Raw genomic sequence first — 18,918 nt, 5'->3', positions numbered from 1 at the left:
ATAATCATTTATATTTAGAATCGAATTTGTATTTGGTATCGATGAATCATTAAATATTGTAAAGGGATGATTACAAGGTAGGTTGACAATGAAGTCGATGGATGATGATTTAAAAAATAAAATTGTTAGAACAATCAAATTCTATGAAGAAAACTGCGAGAATATGCAAAAAGAGATTAAGCACCTTCGCAAGGGTATATCTGAATTATCTCGATTACAAATGGGATTTAGTAGTGATTGGGACGATAAGGTATGTTTTTTTAACGAAGTAATCAATGATGATGTTGATGCAATAGTAATAACGCAAAAATTAAATTCAGTTGTTTCAGCACTTAATAATTTATTAGAAAGGAATTCTGAAAATATACTTGATGACTCTGATTTGATTTTTTTCTCTAAAAAGATTAATGAGCATTTACGTGAACTTCTCCACTGTCTTAAAATTCCCCCTGAGTTAACTAATCGATTAGTATCTATAGAGAAAACATTAGAGAATAATTTGAATGTTGGCATGTTAATTCAGGTAATCGAGGAAATAAAAAATTTCGTTATCGAATTATTTGGTAAAGAGCAATATCAGCTTAAATTTCTTCTTGAGAGCATTACGAATCAACTTTTTCAGGTAAACAATTATTTAAAAACAACATTTGAACATAATAAGATTTCCAAAGAGGAACGAAGTAAACTGGAATTGGGAATTCAGACTACACTGGATAATATTCAATTAAACATATCGAATACAACCTCAATTGAGGAGTTAACTGATTACTTAAATAAAAATTTGAATTGCATCAGAAGCCAAATTCAATCATATAAAGAAACGGAAGATTTACGTTTGCAATCCTATGAAAATCAAATTCATGAATTACAAAAAAAGATGATAAATTTCGAAGAAAAAAATACCCAAATGAAAAAAACTATTTTAGACCAAAGCATTCAAATCAATACAGATTCACTTACTAAAATTGCAAACCGAAATTTTTATAATATTTCTATCCAAAAAGCGTATTCTCGCTGGCAAACCACTGGAGTAAATATTGTTTTGGCACTAGCGGATATTGATCATTTTAAAAATATTAATGATAAATATGGCCATCTCACAGGTGATAAAGTTTTGATGAAAATCGCTTCTATATTCCAGGACTCAATACGCCCTGTCGATTTTCTTGCGCGTTATGGCGGTGAAGAATTTGTTGTTATTTTTGAAGGGTTATCTTTAGAGCAATCTAAAGAAAAACTTGAAAATTTGCGCCTCGAAATCGAAAACTTCCATTTTCTTTTTCGAGGCAATAGAGTCCCTGTCACGGTTTCTTTTGGCCTAACTAACATTATTCAGGGTGATGATACAGATTCCTTATTTACGCGTGCTGATGAAGCATTATATAGGGCTAAAAAAAATGGCCGAAATCAAATTGTTGCTTGGGGTGTTTGACAAGAGTCGTATCGCATTAAGTGGCAATGTACCAGGGCAACCGCATCTAAATTTTGAGCATCCCTCTGATTAGAGCTGTTCGTACATCATCATCAAGGGCAGCCATTTGTCGCTTACGTTTAACACTGGCATCGATAGATGTGTTTTTACGAATAATGTTAAGCGCAATATGCCTAAAGATAGCAAAATTTTCAGGCGCAGCATCTTTTCTGATTCTTGACTCATCTTCTCTGAAGGTCACATCAAGTGTCCAGTGGAGAGAGTTTTCTACGCCCCAATGTTTACGTGAAGCGAATAAGAGTTTTTCTGGCGTTGCAAGGCTGGACGTGATCTAAAAACGCGTATCTTGCGTTTTAAAACCAGAGGCTTCTCTTGTGGATTCAACCATAACGACGTGAGCAAGTTTTCTCCATGTTAAGAAAAATAAACTGATACCGTATTTCTCGTTCATGCTCATCAAATTGAAGATTGAACAACAAGAAATGGCTTAAAATTTTTTTAATCGCTTGACCTAGTTAAGTGGTGCACTGATTATTTCTCTCAATACATTTCTAAATACTATAGATCAATGCATTTAAATCCTAAAGTGTTTTGTGGGCGTATACTATGGGATGACCTGGATCTTGACGACAGTACTAAGATCCAAGTAACTCATCAAAACGGAGGAATGAGCCAAATTTCCGGTCCTGGATGCAGCAGATCTGGCATTAAGATCAGGCTAGAGGAGGCTTAATTTGAGAAAGTCGGAAATTTTTAAATTGAAGCTTAATGTATTTGAATAAAATTATTGAAATTAATTGATCTTAATTATATATTGCATCCTACTTTACGAAGTAGGAACCATTTAAATGGAGTTTTTAGATTTTTGCAAAGCCATTCAAGAATCCGTTGAAAATTATAACAAAATCAATGGTGTCTCAGAAAAGAATCTTATTTTACTAGCTGAGTTAGATAAGATAATCAAAAGCGATGAGGTCAATAAATCTCTCTGCATAACTCAGGCAACTATTTTATTTGAAGGTTTTTATCGTCATCTAAGCACAGAATCGCTGAAAAAAGATTTTCAAATTATCAGAGCTAAGCGATGGGAGCATCATTTTGGTACTCCTACAATTACATTTCTCCTATCGTTTAAAACGCAGATTGATAAAACAACAAAGTTATTTGATGAATTAACTCTCGAAGCAGAGCCACCTATTTATCTTCCTTGGTATATCTCAAAAATTGAGGGATTTAGTATAGATCACGATAATAATGTTGTTACTTGCCCGAAAAGTGTTTTGAACGTAGATGCGCCGCTAACCAGGGAGACTACAGGTATCTTTACAAAAACACATAATCCTTTTGGAGGTTTTACAACAACACCGTGCGATCCAGTTTCTCAGCAATTCATTGAGCATGCAGCTTTATCCGCTAAAACAGGGGGTAAAGTATTGGAAATAGGCGCTGCATTTGGTGCGGCAACATTGGAAGCTATTGCAAAAGGAGCGACTGTTTTTTGCAATGATATTGATCCGGAAAATTTAGCTGTTGTTCGTCAGCGTTTTATGGAAGCAACAGATGCCCCTAGTGAGTCATTAACGGGAGATAGTAGTAAATTAATTCTTATACCGGGTGAATTGCCAAATGAATTAATTGGTCTTCCTGAGAAACAGTTTGATGCTATTTTGATTTGTCGTGTTTTACATTTTTTCTCTGGAGCCAAAATAGAGGAATCATTGGCCTTATTATCAAAACTTTTAGCTCCAAGCGGTAAGATATATATAGTTTGCGAAACACCATTTTTGAGAAATTGGCAACGTTTTATTCCTGAATTCAATAGACGAGTGGAGAATAAGGAAGATTGGCCTGGCGAAATTACTGAACCAGCAAAGTTTGAAAGCAGCGGTCGGGCGAGTTCATTACCTAAATTTGTACATTGGATTACAAAAGAAGTATTAGATCGGAGTTTGTTAAAGGCTGGTTTTTCAATTGAGCACTCAGAGTACATAAACAGAAGTGGTCAATTTCCAGAAGACTTATTGTTACCAGAGTATGGTAAAGAGAGTATTGGTGCAATTGGAGTAATTTGAGTGAGGGATTATGAAAGAAAGGATCAGCTGGTATGAATGGTTTGCTGTCATGTTAAAGGAATTTGTTGCAGAAACAGCAAAGAAACCTAAATATGAAATTGTAGATATTTTTGAATGTAAAAAAACTGGCTTTACAAAAGCAGTAATTAAATTGTCTGAAAGACATACGAAAGAAAAAAATATCAGCGATATTATTATGGACAATGAATTAATTGAAAATCTGGATCCTAAAACAATTCGAACTTTAACTTATATGGCTACGGTAGAACGGTTAAAACCTGATTACTCTATTGTAGTTCAGCATATGACCACTGAAGTAGATGAGTATTTGCTTGAAATAAAATCAAAATCTAAAGCAACTACTATAAAAAAATCTCCCTCTGAACTTTCAAAAGATAAAGATCTAATAGCAAAGTTTAAACCCGAGGATGCTAATAGAATTGGATATATGGCGGGCGTTAGGGAAACAGTTAAGGAATTTGAATTAGTTAATAAAAGTAAATAGTTGATGTAAGGAGAGGCATTTGAGAAAGGAAATTTTTGATGCGTTAACTCGCAAAAAGCAATATAAATACCCTTACTTATTGCTCGGACTATATTTAACTTTTTTGCTATCAACAGTGTGCTTGGCAAGCAGGATAACTCAAATTGGTACGATGCTTGAGCCAGGTGGTATTTTTGTATTCCCTCTCACTTTTAGTATTTGTGATATTGTTGGTGAGGTATACGGATATGCATATCCTAGATTATTTATTTGGATTGGTGTTTTAGCTGAATTTATATTTTCTTTAGTTGTAATTACCGTATCTCATCTACCTGCACCCGAATTTTTCACGCAAGCTTCAGCATATGAGATTGTGTTTGATCCCACACTTAGGTACGTAGGTTCCGGGTTAGTTGGTTTGCTTATAGGTGAGCTCACTAATGTTTACCTCCTTTCAAAATGGAAGATTTTTCTAAAGGGTAAATTTTTTATATTGAGAAGCCTTCTCTCAACAGCTCTAGGGCAAGCTCTGCTTACAGTAATTGTTGATCTGCTTAATTATTTTGGAAAGCTAACGGATCATCATCTTGGATGGATGATGGTTTGTGGTTATTTATGGAAAATGTGTTGTGCAGTCATTATGGTTTTTCCTGCTTGGTTAGTAGTGAAATATCTAAAGAAAGTTGAGCAAGTAGACCATTACGATATTCATACAAACTTTAATCCATTTATATTGGGATTGAATGAAGAACGCTCAAATGATTACAAACTTAATACTGAATCCGCGCTTCAATAAGAGTACCGAGAATCTGATCATTAGGTTTGTCTAATTTTGTTAGTTTAATGCTTCCATCTTCTAAACCCTGTCGCAGATAAAAGGTATTATTTTCGATAAATAATCTATTAAATGCGACTAGTCCATCTTTTGCTAAGAACACTATTACGAAATCCCTATCTTTAGGCGTTTTACCTGAATCAAAGATTAAAAGACTATTTTGTTGAAAAAGAGGTTCCATTGATGCATCAGGCATAACTAATGCGAAAGAATTCTTGTCAATTTTCTTATCAATTAATATTTCTTGCGTATCTTGGATTTTGACTGTTTCTGAAGGCCACTTTTTTAATGACTCCCATTCTATAACAGGTATGGTACTGATCTGTAAATTTTCCTTAACTGCATCAGGAATAACAGCGGGTAGAGGTTCTTGGCCTATTAATTCATTGATGGAAACAGAAAAAAAACGAGATAGTTCTTCTAATGCCTTTTTTCGCGGATTTCTGGTTGAACCAGTGAGAATGTGATGAATTGTTGGTTGCGGTATACCAGTTAACCGAGCTAGCTCACTCACAGAAATATTACCATGTATTCTCATGAGTTGTTGTAAGTTATGGCTTAATGTCATCTCAGTCATTAATAACCTAATAAATGAATAAAATTATTCAAAAACAGATTGACATAAATATCAATAAATATGTATATTACTTTTAATTGAATAAATTTATTCAATTAATCTGCTAAAATAATCTTAAATAGAATAATTATAGCCAATATATCATGTTGTTGGTTAATCTACCAAACAAATTGCGGAATAATTTAACTTTTAATGAATAAGTTAACTATTAAACAAGATAGTCAAAGGAGTATTACTCATGGAGAACAATTCCAAATTACAAATTTACAAAGGAATTATTCAATATATTTTGGAATCTACAAACTACACCTTAAAAAATATTGCTGATCTTTCAAATTCCTCAATTAAAAATATTAGTACCATTTATCGTGAAAACTTCCTACCACATAATTTTTCCTCTGAAATGCAATTAGTACGGTTATATCAAATGATTCTTGAAATAAACAGTCGAGAAAAACAACTTAAAAAATATTTACCTCTTCCTAAAAGTTTTAGACAACTTAGTGCATGAGTGGGAGTAATCTATTATGAAATGGGTAAAATTAAAAAAATATTGCGAAATATCGGGGGACACTTCTAATGCAGTTCACGCCAAACGAAAGCGAGGTATGTGGTTAGATGGTGTACAATGTAAAGTGGGACCTGATGGTAATATATGGATTAATTTAGTTGAGGTTGAACAATGGGTGGAAAACGGCAACAAAGCAACGAATTTCCGGTTGCGCGTGGGATAAGTGTTCGAGAGTTAGATTCCAGTAAATGTATTAGAATTGATTTTACGTATCGTGGTGTTAGATGTCGTGAAACTTTAAAAATTGAACCAACCAAAGCAAATATTAAATACGCCGAAAGGTTGAGAGGTGAAATTCTAAACGGCATTAGTCTGGGTACATTTAATTATCAGGATTATTTCCCAAATTCACATAGGTCAAAAATGTTTGGCTATTCAGTAGTGAAATCTACTGTGGGTGAGTTGCTCAAAGAATATATGGAAATTGCTGAAAAAACACTTGAGCCCAGTACTTTTAATGGCTATAGAAAATCATGTGAAGCACATTTATACCCAGCATTTGGCAATATTCCTATAAAAGATCTGTCATCCATGATTATTCGTAATTATGTGACAAAGCTCGAATTGACGCTAAAAACCATACGAAATATTCTAACCCCATTAAGAAATACTTTAGATCAAGCATTAAATGATGGAATGATTACATCAAATCCTTTAGATCGATTGGTTTTATCTAAGTTAGTTGATAAAAAAACTCGCAGCAGTAATTGGGAGGTAGATCCCTTTAATCAGGAAGAAATTAAAGCCATTCTTTCGGAGGCTAAAGATCAAGCAAGGAATTTATTCCAATTTGCTTTTTATAGCGGTTTACGTACTTCTGAGCTTATTGCTTTAGAATGGGGCGATATTGATTGGTTAAATGGGATTGTAAGAGTATCAAGGGCCGTGGTTCTTAAAAAAGAAAAAGGCACCAAAACAAAATCAGGTCAACGCGATGTGCTTTTACTTCCTCCAGCACTAGAAGCACTGCAAAATCAAAAAAAATTTACTTTCCTTGAGGGGGCACGTGTTTTTTATAATCCTCGGACTAACACGGCTTGGGAAACAGACGGTCAAATTCGAAAAACCTGCTGGACTCATATTTTAAAAAAGGCAGGAGTTCGCTACCGCAACCCATATCAGACTCGCCATACTTATGCTTCTATGATGCTTTCCGCTGGCGAAAATTCTTTATGGGTTGCGAAGCAAATGGGACATAAAGATACAGAAATGATTATTAAAAATTATGGTAGATGGATTCCTGACACATCAACCATAGCAGGATATACAACAGTAAATGACTGGGTCTCACCATTGTTTGGCGTGACAAAGTAGCATCATTATTCAGTACCTTTCCATGACTCCACCAGTCAAAGAGCAAAGAAACTCCTCTTTATATGCCGAGCTGCATCATTAATGACCTAGTTTAAACCAGACATCGAAAATGGGTCCATATCACGAATGAAAAAATTCAGGTGACTGTTTTTGTGCTAGATTTTCCTCAAATCTTCATGTTCAAAAGCTGAAGACATGCGGTCAATCTCCCTCTTTATCAAACCAAATTGGGTAGCAACAGCTCGCCATTCACTGACAGCTAGTGCAACCTCTTTTATAATTTCAATCGCTCTTGATTTCTTTATCCGAAACTCATCAATGACGGAAAGCGCCAAGTCAATAGAAGCTGTTGGATCATCATAATCTATTGAAGTTGATAACATCCGTGCTTTAATTTCAACGGGGGTAGGATTGAGATCATAGGCTGGCGACAATCTCCAACCTTTATGACGTTCATATAAGAAACCATGATTTCTTAAATGATCATCTGTGTTTGAAATCAGCACGGTGAAGATGATACGCCGCCACAGTTCTTCTAAATCACTGTTTGGACTTGCACCATGTTGTGTAATGGCATAAGCAATTTCAAGATAGCTGTGAGGGTCATTATCCTTAGCACCTAACATACTCATTGCAGAAAGAAATGGAATACGTTGGCCTGCTTGACGGTCAAAACGGCGCAAAAGCAGCACTGGCTTGTCCAAGATTGTTTCCAAACGCCATTCCGTTGTTTTAATACCAGCTTTTTCTGCAAGGCTCAGCGCAAGAGCTTCCCAGACAACCACGTTAAATTCGTCATCTTTTTTTGGAAATTTAGCAATCGCAAGGTGGCTGTCTTGATCTCTTACTGATGCTTTTGGCCGCGCTCCACCAAGAGACGACCCAGGTGCCAATAATATTTTCAAATCTTCAGCTGTTTCATCGTCATTGAGATAGCGTTCAGTTGCAGAAAGGAGTCTGGGGAGATCGATTAAAGGCGGGATGCTTTCTTTATCTTTGGGGGTTAAGTAAGGCCCGCCATCTTTTAGCGAGAAACGTAAAGCACCCTCACGAACTTCATCATTAACGCCTAACAGATAATCTACTTCTGACAGTGTTCTTGGTGCTTCTCCTATCGATTTTGAGCGTACACTTTCTGCTCGGCGCATCAACACGCGACCCCAGCGATCTGGCGCAGAATCACCAATAGCACCGAATAATATCTGGTCTGCTGTGGTATGAAATGCTCCAGATGTTAACTGAAGAGCTGGATCAAGAGCGAACTTTTCCGAATGTTTCAGCCAATCAGGATCATATTCAAAGGATGCACTTTGCCTGGTGTTACGCTGATGAAACCAGAGCTTGCCGACCTTGTGTGTTTTCTCGCCAAGCTCAATCGAAACATAAATTTGTTGGCTACTCATTTGCATCCCCTTTATTGCCGTGTGGCGTTCTAATTCTTTTCGGGAGAATTTCTTCTTCAAGTTCACGCCCGACAATATCGCGAGAAGCATCAGCAACGTTTGTCAAATGCTCAGACAACCCTAAAACAAATAGAGCAGATGCATACGCACCCATGGATACGCTTGGATCGCCTTTTTCAATCTTGTATAAAGTGAGGCGAGAAAAACCGCAGCGTTCAGACATAAGCTCCATAGCTATACGACGACGGCGTCGCGCATCACTAATGTTCTTGCCCAGCGTTCTTAAAACTTTCTGCACTGGAATGGGTAAATGTGTTTTTTTACTCATGCTTTTAACTCTTAACGTATTTTATATTTTACATTATGTATCTTAACGTAAATAATAAGTTACATTAAGTTAAAAAACAAGCAATTATAACTTAATGTATACTATAATTAACATTAAGTCTATTAGCGCAAATAATAATATACATTAAACTATTTTATGAAAGATGTCTTGCATAAAATAGTTTTGCCCTTCGTGGCCAGATGATTAAAATAATTGATTGCGTATATAATGGTTTCAATGCGATTCACTTTATAAACTTAACATTTTTTGTTAAGTTCAGAGAGCAATGTTTTTCAAGTTAAGAGAATTATACTTAAGAGCACAGATTGTGATTTAGATGATAGACAAGGAGCATCAAAAATGCCCCATTTACGCCCCAAAATTAGAAAGTAATAATTTAAGCCTATAAAAATCAAACAGTTACAAAAAATTGTCGCGGGTTCGATTCCCGCCGACCATATAAGCCATTGATTTATAAGCCAACTATCCACCATATCGCGGCACCATTGAGTATTATTTGATTGGTCTAAGTGTCCCTGATTTAATTTGATTATCAATCCATTTTTTAGCTTTGTTAATTACATATCTTTTTGCTTTCTCAAACGAGTTAAATAGTTACAAATTTATACTGTCGATAATCAACTCAGTATCTACGCTGAGTGTCAGGCATACTCGAAAGTCCAATAAGTTATCAAATTAGCGATTAGAGGATACGAGGAAACGCAGCAGAAGGCGTTTCGCATGGGGAGCATCTACAAATGCATCACGTGCATGGAGGATAACGTGGTTATTGATAATCAGTAAATCCCCTGCTTCCAGAGTGAAGCGTAATTCAAGATCAGGGTGAGTGGCAAGACGATCATATAGGTCAAACAAAATTTTCGCTTCAGGATCAATTGTAACTCCCGGATGACGGTCTGCACTTCGGAAATAATCTGAGAGATAAACCGTTTTAAGTTGACCTTCATGGTGTGCGCAAGGTGTTATCCAGACAACAGGGGGAGTTCCTGGAGCTTGTTCGTTGCGTAAGTCGAGTAATACAGGCTCAAACAATCGGTGTATCAGATGTGGTGACTCGCTGAGTAATGCATTGAATACAGAAACTGAACTCGTCAAGCGACTTTCCCCACCTTGTGCCGCAGGTCGGATGGTAAGGAGTCCGACTAGGTCAGCGCCGTCGCAATGAGGACGAAATTCCCGGTTAGTGAGGTAATTCCGTGCATAGTTGATATTTACCTCGGGGTGATTACATACTTCGCCAATGAGGTCATTTTGTGGGTTTTGGATGCCTAAATGGCCAAATTGACTGCCGAAAATTGCCATGAATAATTTAGCGCGTGCTATAGACCAACGCTCAATCGGAATACCGCGGATCAGGACAAAGCCTCGACCTTGAAACAATGCAGTGCAACATTCATCAACGAGTAATTGTAAATTGACATTACCCCAGTCTCCTGGCCCGATTTCATCAAGCCTGATATTTAATGCTTCGACTTCATCAACTAAAGTATTTATAGCGTTGATTTCAGCTAAAGACAAATGATGTGCGAATGTTTCAGGACTTCCAATTTCCTTAGCCTTCCAGGCGCATTCGCCTTTAAGCTCTTGTGTAGGAATTGAGGTATGTTTTCTGGTAAGAAAATGAATGCCTTGTTCTAAAGTGGTATATGTTTTCATAAGTAGGTTTCTTTAGGTTCGGTACCTAGGATCAATGCGGTCAAGTTTTCGCAGAAAAGTAGGCCAGGCAAACGTACCCAAGGTTCCATCGTACCAAGCGCGACTCATTTTATGAACTTTTTCAGGGATACCCTGTATCGGTTTATTAAGTTCTCTGCTATGGGTTGTGGCGCGCAACTGCATGGAGCACGCAGATTCCAAGTAGTAAATCAGTAACCAGGCAGCCCCACAGTTAGGTCCCACCGCTAAGGTTCCGTGATTGCGAAGCAGCATGAGATGTTTGGAGCCTAAATCAGCAACCAGCTTTTCCCCTTCCTGAGAATCAAGCACAATACCTTCATAGTCATGATAGGCAAGCTCGCCACCAATGATCATGGCATTCTGCGTCAGTGGTAATAGCCCTTCTGCACACACAGAGAGCGCAACACCATCTAGGGTATGAAGATGGATAACGCATTTTGCATCGTCACGTGCCTTATAGATTGCACTGTGGATGGTAAAAGCTGCTGGATTGATCATTTTGCTTTCCGACTCAATAACATGACCTTCTACATCAACCTTCATCAGGCTTGAAGCGGTCACTTCTTCAAACATTAAACCGAATGGGCTTAGCAGGTAATGGTGTTGGCTTCCAGGTACTCGCATAGATATGTGAGTGAAGATCAGATCGTCCCAACCTTTCCAGGCAACAAGACGATAGAGTGCAGCTAAATCGACACGTGCAGCCCATTCGTCAATAGTCATACCTCTAGGGCACTCTTTATAGTATACCCCTGCAGTAGTCATTTCTACCTCCCTCTACCCAGAGCTTTAACCTATAGTGAAAATGAGCTTATGAATTAAACGACTTTTTCCAATCTTTCTCTCATAAAATATAGTATATATTTTCAAGCTAAGGGACGTGAGCGAAATAATTTCCCGTTTTTGGAAAATTCACGATCAATTTGTATGGGGCAAACTCTATAATTCCAGCGTTTAAGAGCTAAAGGGGTCAGGCCTTGAATTGTGAATTTAATTAACTTTTAATGAAAAATTCACAATTCAAGGCCTGACCCCATACGTGTTATTTGCTAATTAAAGGTAATTTGGACATATCCTATTTCTTCGACTAGATTTAATTTAAAAATCATATTAATTCAGTACGGTTACATCTATCAATTAATGGCATCTGATTAGAGAACAATAATTTCAAAGGAGAGTAGGATGTTTCCTATAAGTTTGAATCGATTAGTAATAGTAACTTTGGGGCTTATTGGCACTATGATGCCCACTCTCGGTTTTTCAGGAAGTGGTCGTGGAGACTTTGATACGGTATATCATGGGCAATCTGTAGATGATCTGGTCATTCAATTTATGAAAGAGCATAATATCCCTGGTATGTCATTAGCTATTGTACAAGCACCTTATATTACCCGTGTGGTGGGATATGGACTTGCTGATACTCAAACCAAACGTTTGGCAGCTACTAACACGGTGTTTCATATTGGCCAGTTGACTAATGCTTATACAGCTGTTGCTATTATGCAACTAAAAGAAGATGGAAAACTGCAATTAGATCAGGGCTTGGGCACTTACCTCAGTGATGATTATATCCCCAAAAACTGGAGTACGATAACCATTCGGGATTTATTGACTCATAGTTCTGGTTTACCGGACTATACTGAGGCCAGTGATTTTGATTTTAGTAAGGAATACACCCCTGCACAAATTGTTGCCTTGATAAAAGATAAAAAACTGTTATTCACCCCTGGAACACAAACGTCTAATAGTGCGACTGATTTTTTTCTACTGGGATTAATTATTGAAAAAACAAGTGGGATGTCCTATCAAGATTATGTAACTAAAAATCAAATTGAAAGGGTAGGTCTGCATCATACTTTTTTTATTTCAAATATAAATACAGTGAAAAATGAAGTGAATAATGGGACTAATCCCTTCAAACATAGCCAATTTTTAAAAGATCCTGTGCTGATTAATCCTACAGAACCGGCTTCAGGCTATTTAGACGAAAATGGAACAAATGTTCCAGCTAAACCACTTAGTTGGACTGCAACATTTTCCAATAGTGGCCTTATTGCTTCTGCTGAGGATATTAGTACCTGGGATATTGCTTTAGCAGGTAATATCTTAGTAAAAGATCCTAAGGACAGAGAATTTTTATATCATCCTGTCACATTAAAAAATGGTAAAGTGATACCAGGAAATAGCGGTTGGTTTTTCCCTGGCCATCCAGGTATGATGGAAATTAAAGGAAATGTACCTGGTTACTCTGCATTTTTAAGTCGATTTACTGCACCCACAGAATTAGTATGTGTCACCTTGTTAGCCAACAAAGGCGATATCACTGATTTGGATATTTTGGGGCGTAAAGTAGCAGGAGCTTTTGATACTAAACTTGCTGCACCTATGGGAGCCTCCTGGTCTGACACCATCCAAAGTCCTTATTCAGTCCAAGAAACATTAGATAGAGTTGAAGCGATCATCAAATCTCAAGGCGGTACAGTATTTGCTCGTATCGATCACAGCGGCGAAGCGGCGAAGGCCGGGCAAAAGTTACAAGCGACACAAGTACTGATTATAGGAAATCCTGCTAAAGGTACGAGTATTATGAACGCCAAGCCTGCAATGGCATTGGATCTGCCTTTACGCATTATGGCGACTACCGATCCTGATGGCCAAACCTGGTTAAGTTTTACTAATCCTGTAGTACTTGCTCATGCTTATGATCTCCATGATCCACAAGCAATGGTAATCTTGAAACAAATGGAAGCCGCTTTGAATAAAGTGTGTCAAAAAGCGGTTTCTTCTCATTGAGAGTGCGTTGAAGAGTAAATGACCATGCACTGATGAAAACTCTATGATCTGAAAGGAGCATTATGATGAACATCCGAAAAAAAATAGGAAGCTTGTTTGCTGGAGTCACTTTATTATTACTTAATGTTCAAGCTTGGGCAGATTTTGCAACTCAGAGTTTTGGTGCCAATGGTTACGATGTCGTGGCGTACCATACGCAAAATAAACCGGTACAAGGAAGTCGGGATTTTTATAGCTTTATTAATGGAGTCACTTATTTATTTGCTAGTGAAGGAAACAAGAAGTTATTTGATGCTAATCCAGAACAATACCTCCCTGCTTATGGTGGTTATTGCGCCATGGCTATGACTCTTGGCAAAAAACATCTTACCAATCCAGAAGCTTTTTTAGTTTATAAGGGTAAACTTTATCTGAATAAGGCCGATGCACGACCACGGTGGTTGAAAGATGTACCAGGTAATATTGAAAAAGCGGATAAAGTATGGAAAGAGATAAAAGATATTGATCCTGCAAAACTCCAATGAGTGTTAATTGGCATCTCATTCTTAATACTAGTATCGGATTTCGGGCTTGATATTCCTCTTCAAAAAGGTGCAGCCAATTCTGTAAAAGTCCTTGGGGTCAGGCCTTGAATTGTGAATTTAATTTACTTTTAATGAAAAATTCACAATTCAAGGCCTGACCCCGTGAGTGTGGTGTTCACAATTCAAGGCCTGACCCCGTGAGTGCAAATTCATTCTCGTCTGAGATTACATCCTGCTGCTTTGCTCCAAATATTCCTTGTCCCGGATAATTTATTTTTATGTTTGACTTTTTCACCAGTTTTTCATCAGGCTTATGGAAGCCAGGAGATGCAAGCGAGTCTTTGCGAGGTGTTAAAACCATTACTCTACTTGATACTACAGATTTAAGTTTACCTGATGGCCTTCGTCCATTGGCTCCTTCGTCCAATTGCTTATCAAATTCAACTCTTGGAGTTGTAAAGCTTTCCGTTATTTCAGAACAATCTGTCACAGCACTTTCGTCTCCAGTTAAACCGGAAAAATCAGTTTGCGCATCCTGATGTTGAGGGCCATTTGTAATATCAGAACCCTCTATATCGGCACTATCAACCCGAGGTACATCAGGAATATCTAATAAGTTTGCTTCTCTTTCATGAGACGCTGATAAAGTTTGTGATTTGAATTTATCAGATCGGCCAATTTTGTTACGCTTTATTTCTTCTTCTCTATCTTCTTTACTCCAGTATTCGCTCTCATAATCTGATGAATCCGAATTAGTAGTTATTGATTCAGAGGAACTTGTAAACGGATCAATATCATTGATGCCAATTGTTAATACATCCTTTCGTTCACGAGATTTTTTAATTTTGGAGTTAGAACGCCTAAAAGGTAATGAATCAAATTTTGATTTTTTCTTTTCATCTGCTTGAGGTAAAGTAGAATACTCTGAGGAAATTTTAGACTGATTGTGAACAACTTGTTGGCTAAGGTATCTTGGGGTTTTTTTGCGAACAAAATCATGCTCTCTGAGCTCTAATTGATCCAGTTGAAGAGGGCTAAGATTAAATTTAACCTTTTCTTTTTCTGGTCGTTTTTCTGGATGCATAGGGGGATCAAGATGCTCTTCAAGATCCAGCGCAAATACTTCTTGAAAAAGTGCTATAGGGCTAGAGCTAAGACTACCCTCATTGCTGGTATCAGAAGAGGTAATAGAGCTATCTGGATAACTGTGTCTATTATTTCCAGTTTTAGATATTTTTCTATCAGAGTCTGTTTCTAAATCTTGCCACTGGGGATCTTGTTCGTTTCCGTTCGTATTATTTGATTCCAAGTGTAGCGCTGAGCCCATAAAAAATTTATCGATGGAGCGTGTACGATAACCGAGCTCTCTCAGTCTTTCCCTGTCCGGATTTGATTGAGCTCTCGAACGCGTTTGCTCACTGCTTGCAAAAGTATCTTCTATTGATTTTTGTTCAACAAAATCCTGAGCTTCAGTAACTTGTTCTACTTGATCTATTCCAGCGGGGTCTTGTAATGCGTCCTTTTCTTTAACAGGTATCTCTATTAAACTTTTCAAGAACCCTTTAATTTTGCCCTGCTTTTTTTCGGCCTTTTTGGCTCTAAATTTTTTCGCCACTTTCTCCATGCCCAGCATTCTTCACCTCATCATAACCGTGGCTTACATAATTTTCCGCGACATATCACTGTTTTTGCGGATTCTAGCAGCTTAAGTTTTTCTGTAAAGAAATATCAACAATGCTTACTTACTTAATGGGGTCAGGCCTTGAATTGTGAATTTGAATTGAAGATTGATGAATCTATTGATGCTCAAAATGCTATAGTTTTGAAAATTCACAATTCAAGGCCTGACCCCGTCTGCATGCAATTCAAGGCCTGACCCCGTCCGCACATTGCTCTCGTTTTTATTCTTAAAAGCTACTTTTAAGATCTGGATTTGCAGCATAGCGGCACCAAAACGGCACTATTTGCAGACAACTAAAGGCTGGAAAAGACAACTTCGCATTTTTGAGAAAAGAGAGGATAACCCAGAACTGACGTGGTAGGTCATAGTCTTTGATTGTATTTCACAAAAAGTACAAAAACCTATAGCGGGTTCCATTTTCGCCGCCTCCACCATATAACTAATTGATTTCATCACTTATTTCTTGATTCCTTGCCTAGTGTTTTTTAGGGTTAATTCTCCAGTTAAATTAATCTTATAAAATTTTTGTCTGTATTGAAAAAAGTATCACATCGCATGTCCCCCTTAAACCCTGATAATCAGGCCTCTTAGTTCACGGGTGAATTGAGTTACTACCCCTTTAGAACTTTATTTTTCACATTGACTTGCCAATATTATGCACATTTTAAACTATAATAAATCATCTGGTTTTTTTCTTAATCTTAAGTGTAATTAAAATTAGAGGTAGCGTATTTTGTTAAAAAAACATGAAGATACCTTTGTGAAAGAGGACAGTAAGAATTTACCCAATGTTAACTATTTATGGATAGGTCCTCCTAAAATTGATACTTCCGGAGAAAATAAGTTGGGGGCTGATGTTGAGGATGTTATTGAGGTCTCACGAAGATGTCCGAATAAGATTTACTATTATTGTCTTGATGAACATGTTCAACATTATCATGATTTATTCAAAAAGCATGATTGCACTGTAGAAGTTAAATCAATAGATCAATTCATAGCAGCGATGCAAAACAATGAGGATCCTTATATCCGTGAAAAAGCAAATAAAATGTCGGAGGTTAGAAGAGAGCTTTTGGCGGAACCTCGCAATCGAATTGTAGACCGAGTGGCCTTTAAAGATGCTTTCTCCTTATTCTTACTAGCAACTGAGGGTGGATATGCGTTAGATGCAAGCGTCCGCTTAGCCGATAATACCACTCATTTTACTTTTCCACTTGAAGATAATTTTAAAGCACCTGTTGGTCAAGAGTACGAATCATGGATGTTATATGCATCGCCTACTAAATTAGATCAACCTCGAGTTGCACTTGATAGCTATTTATCAAAATGGGATTCTGTTCAACAGATAATTCGTGAAAATGTGGATGATATTCATAGAATTTCGAAGTTTCATCAAAACAATGCATCCTTAATCATTGATTCCATTACCAAGGCATTACATTCAATACCCAGCAATAATTTGAATAAATGGCGATTTCAATTTGATAAAACCAATACAAGTTTAGCAAAAGTAAATGGTTTTCCTCTTATAAAAATCTACCGTAACAGCCATAAACCTCATCTTGAAATTAGAGAAATCATATTGAAAAGGATCACTGAGTATCTTAAACAAGCTCGTGAGGATCAAGAAAATCGAAATGAACTCATTTCTCACTTAGAAAAAGAGCTCCATAACCTTAGAAATACTGATGGTGATGACCACCGCAAGATGGTCATGTTAAATGATAAATTACATCAAGTTTTCGAGGCATTAAAAGAACTAGACCGGTGTTTTGAAAAATTACCCAAGGACAATAGCAAAATTAGTGATCATGTGGACAAAGGATATCATCAATTAAAAAATTGCTTGCAGGAAAAACCCCAACTTTCCGATGAAAATCCACAAATGATTATGGACCAGTTTAGGGAAAATATACGAAAGATCTCCCCAGATGTTAAAAAACAATTAGACAATATTCTTTTGGCTAAGGCTCATGAAGATTTATCCAGTAAAAGAGACCTAAATCATATTGATGAGAATGGAATGTCTTTAATCCACTTGGCTGTTTTATCTGAAAAGCCCGCAATGATTAAAGCACTTTTGCAAAAGAAAGCGGATCCGGACATATTGGATAATGCTGGGAAAAGCCCACTGCATCTCGCAGTCAAAAGCGGCAGTCCTGATCTTGTCAGAGCACTCTTACCTAAAATAAATGGTGCTAATCCGAATGTGCTTGATGGTGATGGGTTGCCCCCATTACATTACGCTATTCAATTGAAGCAACATAAAATTGTCGGTTTTCTTTTGAGGCGAGATGCTAATCCTGATATGCAAGACAAACAAGGGCTTACTGCCTTGCATCACGCGATAAATTCAGGTGATATGCCACTCTTTAACCTAATAATCGATGCGCTAATTAAAGAAGGTCGAGGACTTAATACTCCCGATCAAAATGGGTTGCCCCCCTTAGTATACGCATTAAGAAAAGGCAATCGTGACATGATAGAAGCCCTTTTAAAAAAGGGTGCAAATACAAATTTTGAAGATAAAAGTAACTTAACCATTTTCCATCATGCAATAAAATCAAATCATACTGAGTTACTCAAAACATTCGTTGAGTTCGGGGCAGATCCAAATAGAGCAGGAAAAGGAATATCTCCATTACATTATGCGGTTTTTTTCGGTACTGCTTCTTCGGTAGAATCCCTATTAGATTTAGGGGCAGATCCCAATATACGTGGTAAAGATAATAGAACCCCCTTGCATTTAGCTGCATCCCAGGGAAAAAAAGAGGTCGCAGAATTGCTGGTACGTAGAGGAGCTAAAATAGATGTTCTGGACAATAATAAGAAATCTCCACTCGAGTATGCCAATTCCAAAGGATTTCTATCAATTGCTGAAATGCTCATTAAATTTCAAGAACAGAAAACTGAAATTTCGGAACCAGAAAAGTCTAAAGATACATCAGCTGTTTTTTTACCTAGTGTATCTCAAAGTCAACAAGGCTTTTTTGATCATTCAAAAGAGCACATAAGCACTAACCCCATACAAGAATTTAAATTTGGAGAAGAGCCTAAAAAGTAGTTGCCCTAACACGTTGCACGACTTCATGGGGTCAGGCCTTGAATTGTGAAGAAATAGGGGGCTGTTTTTGCTTGCATTATTCTAGTGTGAGTAAAGAGTCAAAACTTACGACTAAAATTTTGAAAATTCACAATTCAAGGCC

The 18,918-nt window shown here is 37.2% G+C and carries 16 protein-coding genes; 9 read left to right on the top strand and 7 right to left on the bottom strand.

Annotated elements, in window-relative coordinates; genetic code table 11:
• The first annotated feature begins 88 nt into the window (after window positions 1-88).
• Window positions 89-1,432: a GGDEF domain-containing protein gene (locus EL022_RS02195; RefSeq protein WP_081776894.1), complete on the top strand. Its 1,344-nt coding sequence runs from the start codon at window positions 89-91 to the stop codon at window positions 1,430-1,432.
• 46 nt (window positions 1,433-1,478) lie between these two features.
• Here the strand turns inward: EL022_RS02195 and EL022_RS02190 are convergent, their stop codons facing one another.
• Window positions 1,479-1,763, bottom strand: a complete 285-nt coding sequence (locus EL022_RS02190) for an ISAs1 family transposase (RefSeq protein ID WP_081776895.1) — start codon at window positions 1,761-1,763, stop codon at window positions 1,479-1,481.
• Between the two features lie 517 nt (window positions 1,764-2,280).
• Here EL022_RS02190 and EL022_RS02185 point away from each other — a divergent pair.
• The 3 genes from EL022_RS02185 to EL022_RS02175 are packed head-to-tail and all read left to right on the top strand — an operon-like array spanning window position 2,281 to window position 4,784.
• Entirely contained in the window at window positions 2,281-3,504 is a 1,224-nt protein-coding gene (locus EL022_RS02185; protein ID WP_028381633.1) for a class I SAM-dependent methyltransferase, read from the top strand.
• A 10-nt stretch (window positions 3,505-3,514) separates the two neighbouring features.
• Window positions 3,515-4,009, top strand: a complete 495-nt coding sequence (locus EL022_RS02180) for a hypothetical protein (RefSeq protein WP_028381634.1) — start codon at window positions 3,515-3,517, stop codon at window positions 4,007-4,009.
• 19 nt (window positions 4,010-4,028) lie between these two features.
• On the top strand, window positions 4,029-4,784 hold the full coding sequence (locus EL022_RS02175; protein ID WP_028381635.1) for a queuosine precursor transporter: 756 nt from the start codon (window positions 4,029-4,031) through the stop codon (window positions 4,782-4,784).
• On the opposite strand, the gene EL022_RS02170 is transcribed toward EL022_RS02175, so the two are convergent.
• On the bottom strand, window positions 4,759-5,400 hold the full coding sequence (locus EL022_RS02170; protein WP_028381636.1) for a LexA family protein: 642 nt from the start codon (window positions 5,398-5,400) through the stop codon (window positions 4,759-4,761). The two genes, EL022_RS02175 and EL022_RS02170, sit on opposite strands and share 26 nt — an antisense overlap.
• Before the next feature lie 238 nt (window positions 5,401-5,638).
• Between EL022_RS02170 and EL022_RS02165 the strand changes: the two genes are divergently transcribed.
• Complete coding sequence (locus tag EL022_RS02165) at window positions 5,639-5,911, top strand: hypothetical protein (RefSeq protein ID WP_028381637.1); 273 nt, start codon at window positions 5,639-5,641, stop codon at window positions 5,909-5,911.
• 171 nt (window positions 5,912-6,082) lie between these two features.
• Window positions 6,083-7,285: a site-specific integrase gene (locus tag EL022_RS02155; protein WP_028381638.1), complete on the top strand. Its 1,203-nt coding sequence runs from the start codon at window positions 6,083-6,085 to the stop codon at window positions 7,283-7,285.
• 155 nt (window positions 7,286-7,440) lie between these two features.
• Here EL022_RS02155 and EL022_RS02150 read toward each other — a convergent pair whose 3' ends face one another.
• The 4 genes from EL022_RS02150 to EL022_RS02135 form a co-directional block, all read right to left on the bottom strand.
• Window positions 7,441-8,688 carry a type II toxin-antitoxin system HipA family toxin gene (locus EL022_RS02150; RefSeq protein ID WP_028381639.1) on the bottom strand — a complete coding sequence of 416 codons (1,248 nt, stop codon included), beginning with the start codon at window positions 8,686-8,688 and terminating at the stop codon, window positions 7,441-7,443.
• Window positions 8,681-9,016, bottom strand: coding sequence for a helix-turn-helix domain-containing protein (locus EL022_RS02145; protein WP_028381640.1), 336 nt, complete (start codon window positions 9,014-9,016; stop codon window positions 8,681-8,683). The genes EL022_RS02150 and EL022_RS02145 overlap by 8 nt, the downstream gene beginning before the upstream one ends.
• 696 nt (window positions 9,017-9,712) lie before the next feature.
• On the bottom strand, window positions 9,713-10,693 hold the full coding sequence (locus tag EL022_RS02140) for a TauD/TfdA family dioxygenase (protein WP_028381641.1): 981 nt from the start codon (window positions 10,691-10,693) through the stop codon (window positions 9,713-9,715).
• Window positions 10,694-10,705: 12 nt separating this feature from the next.
• A complete protein-coding gene (locus tag EL022_RS02135) occupies window positions 10,706-11,479 on the bottom strand; it encodes a class II aldolase/adducin family protein (RefSeq protein ID WP_028381642.1) in 774 nt (257 codons plus the stop codon).
• A 417-nt stretch (window positions 11,480-11,896) separates the two neighbouring features.
• Between EL022_RS02135 and EL022_RS02130 the strand changes: the two genes are divergently transcribed.
• A complete protein-coding gene (locus tag EL022_RS02130) occupies window positions 11,897-13,507 on the top strand; it encodes a serine hydrolase (RefSeq protein ID WP_241972229.1) in 1,611 nt (536 codons plus the stop codon).
• 62 nt (window positions 13,508-13,569) lie between these two features.
• Window positions 13,570-14,031, top strand: a complete 462-nt coding sequence (locus EL022_RS02125) for a YHS domain-containing (seleno)protein (protein ID WP_081776897.1) — start codon at window positions 13,570-13,572, stop codon at window positions 14,029-14,031.
• Window positions 14,032-14,206: 175 nt separating this feature from the next.
• On the opposite strand, the gene EL022_RS02120 is transcribed toward EL022_RS02125, so the two are convergent.
• Window positions 14,207-15,646, bottom strand: coding sequence for a hypothetical protein (locus EL022_RS02120; RefSeq protein ID WP_162151244.1), 1,440 nt, complete (start codon window positions 15,644-15,646; stop codon window positions 14,207-14,209).
• A 799-nt stretch (window positions 15,647-16,445) separates the two neighbouring features.
• Here EL022_RS02120 and EL022_RS02115 point away from each other — a divergent pair.
• Window positions 16,446-18,776 (top strand): ankyrin repeat domain-containing protein, encoded by a 2,331-nt coding sequence (locus tag EL022_RS02115; protein ID WP_028381646.1) that lies wholly within the window; start codon window positions 16,446-16,448, stop codon window positions 18,774-18,776.
• The last annotated feature ends 142 nt before the right edge of the window (window positions 18,777-18,918 follow it).

The sequence above is a fragment of the Legionella cherrii genome, assembly GCF_900635815.1.
GTDB lineage: Bacteria > Pseudomonadota > Gammaproteobacteria > Legionellales > Legionellaceae > Legionella > Legionella cherrii.
The sequence above is the reverse complement of the archived record's forward strand: the minus strand, read 5'-3'. Positions and strand labels throughout refer to the sequence as shown.

Bases quoted from the DNA above. Each gene is read 5' to 3' on its own strand.
- EL022_RS02195 (WP_081776894.1), top strand. From the start codon at position 89: ATGAAGTCGATGGATGATGATTTAAAAAATAAAATTGTTAGAACAATC.
- EL022_RS02185 (WP_028381633.1), top strand. From the start codon at position 2,281: ATGGAGTTTTTAGATTTTTGCAAAGCCATTCAAGAATCCGTTGAAAAT.
- EL022_RS02180 (WP_028381634.1), top strand. From the start codon at position 3,515: ATGAAAGAAAGGATCAGCTGGTATGAATGGTTTGCTGTCATGTTAAAG.
- EL022_RS02170 (WP_028381636.1), bottom strand. From the start codon at position 5,400: ATGACTGAGATGACATTAAGCCATAACTTACAACAACTCATGAGAATA.
- EL022_RS02165 (WP_028381637.1), top strand. From the start codon at position 5,639: ATGGAGAACAATTCCAAATTACAAATTTACAAAGGAATTATTCAATAT.
- EL022_RS02155 (WP_028381638.1), top strand. From the start codon at position 6,083: ATGGGTGGAAAACGGCAACAAAGCAACGAATTTCCGGTTGCGCGTGGG.
- EL022_RS02150 (WP_028381639.1), bottom strand. From the start codon at position 8,688: ATGAGTAGCCAACAAATTTATGTTTCGATTGAGCTTGGCGAGAAAACA.
- EL022_RS02145 (WP_028381640.1), bottom strand. From the start codon at position 9,016: ATGAGTAAAAAAACACATTTACCCATTCCAGTGCAGAAAGTTTTAAGA.
- EL022_RS02140 (WP_028381641.1), bottom strand. From the start codon at position 10,693: ATGAAAACATATACCACTTTAGAACAAGGCATTCATTTTCTTACCAGA.
- EL022_RS02135 (WP_028381642.1), bottom strand. From the start codon at position 11,479: ATGACTACTGCAGGGGTATACTATAAAGAGTGCCCTAGAGGTATGACT.
- EL022_RS02130 (WP_241972229.1), top strand. From the start codon at position 11,897: ATGTTTCCTATAAGTTTGAATCGATTAGTAATAGTAACTTTGGGGCTT.
- EL022_RS02125 (WP_081776897.1), top strand. From the start codon at position 13,570: ATGATGAACATCCGAAAAAAAATAGGAAGCTTGTTTGCTGGAGTCACT.